Source organism: Nostoc sp. S13 (genome assembly GCF_029379315.1).
Classification (GTDB): Bacteria; Cyanobacteriota; Cyanobacteriia; order Cyanobacteriales; family Nostocaceae; genus Nostoc.
Genome location: NZ_JAQYWQ010000180.1, coordinates 1 through 9,392 on the forward strand (window position 1 = coordinate 1; position 9,392 = coordinate 9,392).

At 40.8% G+C, this 9,392-nt stretch carries 8 protein-coding genes; 5 read left to right on the forward strand and 3 right to left on the reverse strand.

What is annotated here, in order from left to right:
• Window positions 1-31: 31 nt before the first annotated feature.
• Complete coding sequence (locus PUQ00_RS30890; RefSeq protein WP_300423639.1) at window positions 32-493, reverse strand: hypothetical protein; 462 nt, start codon at window positions 491-493, stop codon at window positions 32-34.
• A 74-nt stretch (window positions 494-567) separates the two neighbouring features.
• Here PUQ00_RS30890 and PUQ00_RS30895 point away from each other — a divergent pair, with 74 nt between their 5' ends.
• From PUQ00_RS30895 to PUQ00_RS30905, 3 genes are all read left to right on the forward strand, one after another.
• Window positions 568-1,587: a filamentous hemagglutinin N-terminal domain-containing protein gene (locus PUQ00_RS30895; RefSeq protein WP_300423649.1), complete on the forward strand. Its 1,020-nt coding sequence runs from the start codon at window positions 568-570 to the stop codon at window positions 1,585-1,587.
• The gene (locus PUQ00_RS30900; RefSeq protein ID WP_300423641.1) at window positions 1,502-1,894 is read left to right on the forward strand and encodes an S-layer family protein; all 393 of its coding nucleotides are present in this window, start codon (window positions 1,502-1,504) and stop codon (window positions 1,892-1,894) included. Before PUQ00_RS30895 ends, PUQ00_RS30900 begins: the two co-directional genes overlap by 86 nt.
• Window positions 1,895-2,067: 173 nt before the next feature.
• Window positions 2,068-4,899: a CHAT domain-containing protein gene (locus tag PUQ00_RS30905; protein WP_300423643.1), complete on the forward strand. Its 2,832-nt coding sequence runs from the start codon at window positions 2,068-2,070 to the stop codon at window positions 4,897-4,899.
• 5 nt (window positions 4,900-4,904) lie between these two features.
• Here PUQ00_RS30905 and PUQ00_RS30910 read toward each other — a convergent pair whose 3' ends face one another.
• Window positions 4,905-5,531 carry a DUF928 domain-containing protein gene (locus PUQ00_RS30910; RefSeq protein WP_300423644.1) on the reverse strand — a complete coding sequence of 209 codons (627 nt, stop codon included), beginning with the start codon at window positions 5,529-5,531 and terminating at the stop codon, window positions 4,905-4,907.
• Between the two features lie 948 nt (window positions 5,532-6,479).
• Between PUQ00_RS30910 and PUQ00_RS30915 the strand changes: the two genes are divergently transcribed.
• Window positions 6,480-6,722, forward strand: coding sequence for a hypothetical protein (locus PUQ00_RS30915; RefSeq protein WP_300423645.1), 243 nt, complete (start codon window positions 6,480-6,482; stop codon window positions 6,720-6,722).
• A 151-nt stretch (window positions 6,723-6,873) separates the two neighbouring features.
• Complete coding sequence (locus PUQ00_RS30920) at window positions 6,874-7,815, forward strand: PHB depolymerase family esterase (RefSeq protein WP_300423647.1); 942 nt, start codon at window positions 6,874-6,876, stop codon at window positions 7,813-7,815.
• Between the two features lie 215 nt (window positions 7,816-8,030).
• Here the strand turns inward: PUQ00_RS30920 and PUQ00_RS30925 are convergent, their stop codons facing one another.
• On the reverse strand, window positions 8,031-9,053 hold the full coding sequence (locus PUQ00_RS30925) for a serine hydrolase (protein WP_300423648.1): 1,023 nt from the start codon (window positions 9,051-9,053) through the stop codon (window positions 8,031-8,033).
• Window positions 9,054-9,392: the final 339 nt, after the last annotated feature.

Below are 9,392 nucleotides of genomic sequence, written 5' to 3' on the forward strand. Positions count from 1 at the left end.
ATGCTATGGAAGATGTGCTTCGCACAGCGTCCTAATCGCCTTGGCGGTTGCTATATAGTTCTTGGGCAATGCCTGGTTCAGATGTGCGAATCATTGAATAGACAACCCGATCCAGGTGTTTTTTACGTTGTAAAAAGTAAGACTCTAGTTTTTTTCCCCAGGTAGCCTGTTGAAATTTCTCAATTCGCAGTTTGCGTGTGGCTAAATGTTGAAATTGTTGCTGGTTCATACCATAACGCCTCAGCCATGCTTCATGGGTAGCGGCGTTGTTAATTTGATGTTGTTGTAGGAATTTTTGGCAAGCCGTAGCGATTTCTTCTTCGATGCCAGTTATGGGTGCGATCGCGGAGCCTTCCCATTCAGAAATCGCTTTTTCAATAATCATTTCCCGCAATAGTTGCGGGATCATTTGATAGCTTGTTAATAAGGGAATTAATTCCTGAGCGGTAATAATTTGATTATTAATCTCTAAGGTATTCATCGAGTTTATCATAAGTCTATTTCCCTGACTTCCTCAACCCCAGTTATATTTGTTTCTACTTACAGCAATTTGCAGTTGAATCTCTAATTGATGGGTTGATTCGTACACAAAGTGGCGTAAATCTTTTTTTATTAAACCCCAGTGGAATTATATTTGGACAGAATGCACGGTTAGATGTAGGTGGTTCGTTTGTGGGGAGTACAGCGAATGCACTGCAATTTGGCAATATCGGTTTTTTTAGCGCTACTAATAAAAATATCCCTTCAGCTTTATTGACCATAAATCCTTCGGCTTTGTTTTTTAACCAAATTAATGCTGCACCAATTGTGAATAACTCAATTGCACCAGCAGGAAGAGATCCGTCAAGATTTAATACATTTAGTTTAAGGGTTGCTGATGGACAGAGTTTGTTGCTCGTAGGTGGCGATATCAATATAAATAATGGCAGGTTAAATGCCTTTGGTGGGCGTGTTGAATTAGGAGGATTAGCAGGACAAGGAACTGTTGGGTTGAATGTTGATGATAAAAATTTAAGTTTGAGTTTTCCAGATGGGGTGACAAGAGCAGATGTATCACTTACTAATGCAGCTCAAGTAAATGTTCGTGCTGGAAATAGTGGTGGCATCAAAATATCTGCTCGCAATCTTAATTTGCTTACAGGAAGCACTCTGAGGGCGGGAATAGGGTTTAATCTAGGTGCGGTTGATGGTACAAACAAAGCTGGAGATATAGAGGTTAATGCAACAGAGTCAGTGAAAATTCAGGATGGCAGCTTTATTTCTAACGCCGTTTTTGGGATTGGTGATGGCGGAAATATCAATATTAAAGCTGGCTCTTTTACACTTGCAGATGAAGCTTTTGTTGTTACCAGTACTTTTGGCGACGGTTCAGCAGGAAATATAACTCTGCAAGCCTCTGGTCAAGTCGCATTTACAAATGGGTCATATATTGCTACTAGCGGTGTGGGCTTAGGAAATGCAGGCGATGTAAAAATTTCAACCGCAGGTAATGTGATTTTCGATGCACAGAAGAGTTTTCCACCCAACATCACTGGTATATTTAGCCAAGTGGAACCGTTTAGTAGAACTGCCCACCAATTTAGTTGATGCCTCCAATCAAATTGATCAAGCTTGCACCCCAGGCAGTAGACAACTTGCTAGTTCTTTTGTTGTGACGGGACGAGGTGGTTTGCCGCTCAGTCCCACTGAGATATTACAAGATTCAGCCACCTTTACCGAGTGGGTACAAGCAAGAGGAAAACCCGCAAACCCTACTCAAGCGCAAGTTAAGAAGCAATCAACACAAGTCTCAACCACTCCTGAAGTTTCTCCGATTGTGGAAGCGCAAGGCTGGGTAGTTGATGCTAATGGAGACATCCGGCTAGTGGCTCAAGTACCTAATGTCAGCCCGTAGACCCCTTGGCAAACAAATATCTCCTGCACTGCATCTGAGTAAACCTCTAGAAACACATGGTCAAAAAAACACTAACTAATAATTTGCGCCAGTTGATCAAGTTGTGTTTTAAGGTGGCAAAACTTGAATTTATTAAGATGGCGCAGCTCAGGGTTTGCATAATCCAAAATGTTATGCAGTTAACCCTGCAATGGCTCTCTCAAAAGCTAGTTAACGCCGTGTGCAACTTTCTCTCAAACCTAACCCCCAACCCCTTACGCCAGGTGCTACAAGTCGGCGGAGCCGACGGCAGTTGCTTCAAGCCGGGAAACCCGTCCAACGCACTGCCTCCCCAACGCACTGGCTCCCCTACTAGCGTTGGGGAGCAAGAATCAAAGCCTCTCTCCCTGCGGGGGAAAGGTTTGGAGAGGGGTTGTAAGGATAAGTTGCACATCGCGTTAGTTATTAATCTAACTTTATTTACACTTGCGTTTTCTTTCACTCTTGTCCCCGCCACTTTTGCTAAACTCCCAGAGACGAATTCAGGCGGTGGGGTTCAAATCTCAGCTACCCAATCCCCAACGTCACAGCAATTGGTTGAGCAAGGAGAGAGCTTTTATCAAGCAGGGCGCTTTGCGGAAGCGGTGACGGTTTTGCAACAAGCTATCCGCATCTATCAAACCCAAGGCGATCGCTTCCCAAAAGCAGCAGCGCTAACTAACCTCTCCTTAGCATATCAGCAACTCGGCTTGTGGAAAGAAGCCACGGGTGCTATCAACTCCAGCTTGGAGTTACTAGGTTGGGATGAGAAAAATCAAAAGTTAGCACTCAAGAGTCAAAAATCAGAACAGTTGGAATTTCTGGCGCAAACTTTAGATATTCAAGGTGGGCTGCAACTATCACTGGGACAGGCAGAAGCATCTTTAACAACTTTACTGCAAGCAGAGCAAATTTGGCATCAACTAGGAAACAACGCCGAAGTGACACGCAGCCACATCAATCAAGCACAAGCTTTGCGGGTTTCTGGTTTCTACCGTCGAGCCTTAGAAACTTTAGAGAGGGTTAACCAACAATTACAAACTCAAGCAGACTCACCGATGAAAGTGGCTGGTTTACGATCGCTAGGCAATGTTCTGCAACTATCAGGTGACTTCAACCGATCCTGGCAAATTCTCCAACAAAGCTTAGAAGTGTCCAAACGTCTGCAACTGCCTGAAGAAATTAGCCTTACAGAATTTAGTCTTGGTAATACTGCGAAGGCGCTAGGTAATAGACAAGATGCGATCGCTCATTATCAAAAAGCTACCGAAATAGCCCGGAATCCGCTTACCAAGGTTCAAGCACAAATTAATCAGCTCAGTCTTTTGGTAGAAACTGAACAAACAGCAAATGTCAAAGCTCTAATCCCGACTATTCAAGCCCAACTTCTGGCTGTGCCTGTCAGTCAAGCTAGTATTTATGCAAGGATCAATTTTGCTTGCACCATAGCAAAGATTAGCGATAAAAAAGATATTGCTCAGATGTTAGCTATGAGCATTCAACAAGCTAAAACAATCAGCGATCGCCGTGCCGAATCCTACGCCCTTGGCAGTTTAGCAGGATTATACGAGCAGACTGGTCAATGGCAAGAAGCAGAAGATTTGACGCAGCAGGCATTGTTAATTTCTGATTCAGATATTGCCTATCGCTGGCAATGGCAGTTAGGACGCTTGCTCAAAGCACAGGGAAGAATTGAAAGTGCGATCGCAGCTTATGATGCAGCAGTAGCAACGCTTCAGTCTCTCCGCAACGATTTAGTAGCGATTAGTCGAGAGGTGCAATTCAATTTCCGCGATCGCATCGAACCCATTTATCGACAATCAGTCGAGCTGCTCTTACAAGAGAAGGGGCAAGGAAAACCAGATTTAGACAAAGCCCGTAAGCGAATTGAAGCCTTACAACTTGCAGAGTTAGATAATTTTTTCAAGGAAGCTTGCTTAAATAACCAATCTGTGATTCTTGATCAAGTAGTAGACCGGGAAAATCCTAACACAGCCATCTTTTACCCGATTATCCTAGAAAATCAGCTAGCAGTTATCCTTAAACTTCCTAACCGACCATTGATATACAAATCGTCAGTAGTAAATCGTCAGGAAGTAGAGCAGGTAGTTACCCTGATGCGAGAGGCGATTGTGCAACCCGATGCCAATAAGAAGTTTCATAAACTTTCCCAGCAGCTCTATGGGTGGTTAATTAAACCAGTTAAAACTGAAATAGACAGCAGCAAAGTTGACACCTTGGTATTTGTGCCTGACGGATTACTGCGGAATATCCCAATGGCTTCTTTAGATGACGGGAAAGATTATTTAATTCAGAAGTACGCTGTAGCTTTGAGTCCGGGACTGCAACTATTTACTCCTCAACATTTAACCCGAAGCAAATTAAACGCCCTAGCAGCAGGACTGTCGCTACCACCCAAAAACGAAAAAATTTCCCCTCTTCCCAAAGTCAAAGAGGAACTGAATTTAATTCAGAAATTAGGTGTGAAGACAATTACCTTACTAGATCAAGAATTCAAAAGTACAACTTTAGAAAAAACTATCAACGTTCAGCCTTTTAGAATAGTTCACTTAGCAACTCACGGGCAATTTAGCTCTAAAGCTCAAGACACATTTATTTTAGCTGCGGATGGACGCATCAATGTTAGTCAATTAGATGGCTTGCTCAAAAGCCGAGATAAAAAGCGATCAGAGCCAATTGAATTGCTAGTTCTGAGTGCTTGCCAAACAGCAACGGGAGACAACCGTGCCGCATTAGGATTAGCAGGAGTTGCTATTCGGGCTGGGGCGCGTAGTACTTTAGCATCATTATGGCAGATTGGTGATGATTCAACTACTTTCTTTATTGGGGAGTTTTATCAGCAGTTAATTGCTGGTAAAACGAAAGCCCAAGCGCTGCAATTTGCTCAACTGAAGATGCTGGCAGATTCGGAATATGCTCGTCCTCTTTATTGGGCATCCTATGTATTAGTTGGCAACTGGTTATAAACTAATCAGTTAACTAAAGGAGCCGTGGCAATATTCCCTAAATTAATGGATTGCAATAAACTTTGCCAATCTGCTGCTAGAGATGTATCTTGGGGATTAGCTTTGTAAATTTGTGCCAGAATTGTCAAAGAATCATACCAAATACCCAAGGCAGCATAGATAGCAATCTTTTCTCGTGGATCTGTTGCTGCTAACTGACTTTCCTCGCTAGAACTTAGGATAACTCGTTGAATGTCTCCTTCAACATAAGTAGGAGGAATCGTTTGATCTTGCTGATAACAATAGACTTTAAAGTACCAGCGATATATTTTCCCTACTTGTAAGGGTGCAACAGTAGATGGTAGAGGAACATCTATAACCCCTGGTGTTGTTCTGAGGGCAATCGCGTGACGATAAACATCGTTTTCCTCTTGATCCTGTAGCACAAATTCAGCACTCAAGTTAGCAAAATTCTTGATGTAGGGAACGTAAAACCAAAATGTTGGATGTTCCTCTGTGGTTAGTCCCCATACATCTATCGGAGTTGATTTATTCAACTGTTTATTTACCAAGTTTCGCTCTTTAAAGGGTACTAGGGCAATCAGTGGAGTCTCAACCACAAGACAATCATCCCGTCCATTTCGGCTACCCATTCCTACTCTGCGCCCAGATATATTACTTAATCGAGAAGGTTTTTTTGCCCAAACAAAAACTGGCCTTTTTTTAGTAGCTTGTGTAGGTTGCCCTGAAGTAGTAGGTTGTTTAATTTGAGCTATCACCTTTGCCGGAGAATATAAGATTGTACTACTCAAGAACAGAGCAAGCGCTAATATCAATTTCATAGATTTAAAAGCTTATTCAATAATTATATTATAGTTTTATTTATATTCTTAACAAAACATTATACTAGTCCTAAGAGGCTATTTATAAAGTAAATATTAAGTAGGGTGTGTTACGGCTATGCAAGGATTTGGGAGTTCGAGAGAGTGAGAAGTAGCCGTAACGCACCATGTTTCTCGGTGCGTTAAGCGTTGCTATAACGCACCCGACAATTTAAGGTTTACTTTATAAATCATCTCTAAATCATTCGTAAAAGTCTCTTTTGTTCTCTTCTGCGATCGACACTTTCCTTAAGGCTCGGTAGGTAACTGCGATCGCTCAACTGCCTGCTACCGCCATTTAACCATAGCCAATCCCCACACTACAACGCAGAAAATGAAGAGTGCTGAGTTAAAAGACCACCGACAAGGTGAAGCAGTGCGGTTTTTCATGATTCCGCCCACAAGGGGCCTTGCTCTTACCAAGTACACCAGTACTGAGTATTTTTCTCACTCAGCACTCAGCATGGAGTCAAACCTTAGGCGCGAACATCTATTTTTTGTCCAAAGTTAAAAATATGACTAAAGTCATACTGAAATTATGACTTTATTCCCCTGTGTCTTCTTATTTATTATTTTAGACTGAGGACAATACAGCAAACCAATTAAGCGTGTAACAAGCAAAACTACCTATAATCGTAAAGATTAGGTGAGAATATATGTTCACAAATTATTAAGGAATGCTGTAGAAAATCAAGCACATTAATTAATGAAGATTTGAACATGAAACGTATTCTATTAGGTACACTACTTGCACTACCATTTGCAATTTCCTCTTTACCCTCACAGGCATCGGCAGCAGAAATCCTTGTCAGACCCAACGTCCATACAGTTGCTGTTGTGCATAAACCTGTTATTGCCCGATTTCAAAAGAAGTTAATTCCTGCACATTGGGAAAGAGTACGACGCGGTAACAGGTGGGTTAAGGTTCGAGTTCCTGCTCATTATGTAAATCTAAGAGTTTAATATCTCTAATAGAGACTAACAACCCAAGTAGGGTTGTTAGTCTCTGCTACGTGTAGATGAACGCAAGTGCGTCTACAAGAGTTTGGGCCTTAAACCCTTTGATTTACGATAAAGTGAATGAAAGTACCTTGATCGAGTCACTTTGATTAACATGAATATACATCCAAATTCTCGATTTTTCCAAAAAATTATTATATTTCTACTTACAATTACTTTAGTGACAGCCTGCGATTCTATCCAGGCTGAAGAAAAAGATATAGCTAAAGAAAAAATTGTGAGTGGTGATAATTATGGAGAGCTACATAACCAAGGAAAGTTACGTACTTACTATTTTTACACTCCAAAATCTTATAATTCCGACCGCCCGATGCCGTTAGTTTTAGTGTTTCATGGGGATGATGGTAGTGGTCGGTCTATAAGTAATGTGACTCGTTTTAATGAATTAGCAGAGCAAAAAGGATTTATTGTTGTTTATCCAGATGGAATTGACAAAAAATGGAGTCTTAGAGGTAACGCTCAAGGAAGGGTAGATGATGTTTTGTTTGTCAGTGCTTTGATTGATCATCTTCAGGAGCAAATCAATATTGATAGTCATAAAGTTTATGCCACCGGTTTTTCTAGAGGTGGAATCCTTACCCAAGCACTGGCTTGTAAGTTACCTGATAAAATTGCTGGTTTTGCATCAGTAGCTGGTTCGCTTCCAGTTAGACTCAAACCTAATTGTCAGCCTCAAACTCCCATATCGATGTTAATGATCAACGGTACAAACGATCGCGATGTACTTTATGAAGGTAATGATCACACTCAACGAGGAGCGCTGGTTTCGATCTCAGACATGGTAGATTTTTGGCGATCGCACGATCAATGTACCTCATCAAATAAATCTCCGCAGTTTTCTGAAGATCAAGTGAAAACCTCTCTCTATAAAGGTTGTAGTGGCAACTCAGAAGTTTGGCAGCTAGCGGTAGTAAACGGTGGACATTTCTGGCCTGGTGGTTCTTCAACTGACGATAGCCTAAATAAATTCAATGCTAAACTGGGGCTGAACGCCAGTGAAACAATTTGGAACTTTTTTCAACGTCACAGTCAGTAGACCAGAAACTTTTGCAAGTACCTAATTTTTGAAACGCACTTTGTCTAAAATTTAAAAGTTTTCTCATCTCTAATTTCCCGTTGATTAGAGGTTTTTGCACGTTGGGGATGGGGTTATTCAACAACAATACCTGTAATTCGCCACAAAACTTGTGCGGAGCTTGATATAATTTTTACTGAGATTTGTGTTTGTGTTCCAGTAAATAACACCAATAATTAAGGTAGATGGCTAACTTTTGGTTGCTCGAAGTACCCATACACAATCTGAGAAACTTGACGAATAAAAGCTGTTGCTCTCTCGTCATTATTCGGTCTTCGCACGAAAATCCCTGCTAAATAACGTTTACCTGATGGTGTTTCAATTATGCCCGCATCTCCCAGTACAAACCGCAGAGTACCTGTTTTGTGAGCAATACTTGCCCCATAACCCAAACCAGACGGCAGTAAGCTTGTATTATGGCAATGAATCATGATACCTAAAACTTGAGAACGACTTGTATTAGAAATTAACTGATTATTTGCAATCAAAGCTGACAATCGTACTAAGTCTTTAGCACTAGTTTTATTAGTTCCTTTAAAGTCTCCTAACATATTGTTAATCACAGTACTTTGCAATCCCCAAGTGCGAAACCTCTGATTTAAATTTGCCTTACCACCTAAACGGTCGATAATCATATTCGTAGCGGTATTATCGCTAATAGTCATCATTTTAGTTACAGTTTCTAAAAGACTAATCTTAGTTCCCACCCGCCGATACTGCATATCTCCAGAACCACCACTAACGTGTTTACGTTGCATCACCAATGTTTCAGTTAGTTTGATTCTCTTTGTATCTATTCCTTGAAACAAAGCAATTAAAATAGGATACTTAATTGTACTAGCGGCAGAGAAAGCTTGACCGCCATTGATATTTAAATAATCCCCTGTTTCTAAGTCCATAAAAAAGATTCCGGGAGTAAGGAATCTGTAGCGAGCAATTAATGCTTTAATTGGAGTTTTTAGTTCCGATATTTCTCGCCCAAGAGTAACTATACCAGTGTATTTAGGAGTATCTATTGGGTAAACAAAATCGCTTGAAGGAGTTGGGGGAATGAATTTTAGTTCTGGTAGTTGCAACTCTGATTGATTTCCACTTCCGCCATCTGCGCCCTCAACTTGATTCGTGTTAGGATTCGCCTTTACTGGTGACGAGAGTAGAAGAATACTTATGAGACTAAGTAATAACCAGCGTAGTTTCATGTAGTGCTGTGATAATAGTGGTGGATTGACTTACAGAGTTTTCCAGAGAAGTAAATGAAATCCGGATTGATTGATATAATATTCACCAGAATATTATATCAATAGATATGGATAAGATAAATTACTGCAAGTTGGCAGATAAAAACTATGAATTAATTTCAGAAAATGAGATAACTAAAATTTACATACATCCCATCAAGTAGTTATGTATTTAGACAAATAGTAAGAGATTAAGATTGTGGTTTGAGTTTTGCTAGCAGTGATTTATACATAGCGATAGGGATAATTGAAGAAGAATTCAGAAGTCAGAATACATTCGTCAGAATCAAGACGCTCTCT

What these genes read in the sequence shown, in the direction of transcription:
- PUQ00_RS30910 (WP_300423644.1), bottom strand. Translation starts at nt 5,531, where the DNA reads ATGGGTAGCCGAAATGGACGGGATGATTGTCTTGTGGTTGAGACTCCA.
- PUQ00_RS30890 (WP_300423639.1), bottom strand. Translation starts at nt 493, where the DNA reads ATGATAAACTCGATGAATACCTTAGAGATTAATAATCAAATTATTACC.
- PUQ00_RS30925 (WP_300423648.1), bottom strand. Translation starts at nt 9,053, where the DNA reads ATGAAACTACGCTGGTTATTACTTAGTCTCATAAGTATTCTTCTACTC.
- PUQ00_RS30915 (WP_300423645.1), top strand. Translation starts at nt 6,480, where the DNA reads ATGAAACGTATTCTATTAGGTACACTACTTGCACTACCATTTGCAATT.
- PUQ00_RS30920 (WP_300423647.1), top strand. Translation starts at nt 6,874, where the DNA reads ATGAATATACATCCAAATTCTCGATTTTTCCAAAAAATTATTATATTT.
- PUQ00_RS30905 (WP_300423643.1), top strand. Translation starts at nt 2,068, where the DNA reads ATGCAGTTAACCCTGCAATGGCTCTCTCAAAAGCTAGTTAACGCCGTG.
- PUQ00_RS30900 (WP_300423641.1), top strand. Translation starts at nt 1,502, where the DNA reads ATGCACAGAAGAGTTTTCCACCCAACATCACTGGTATATTTAGCCAAG.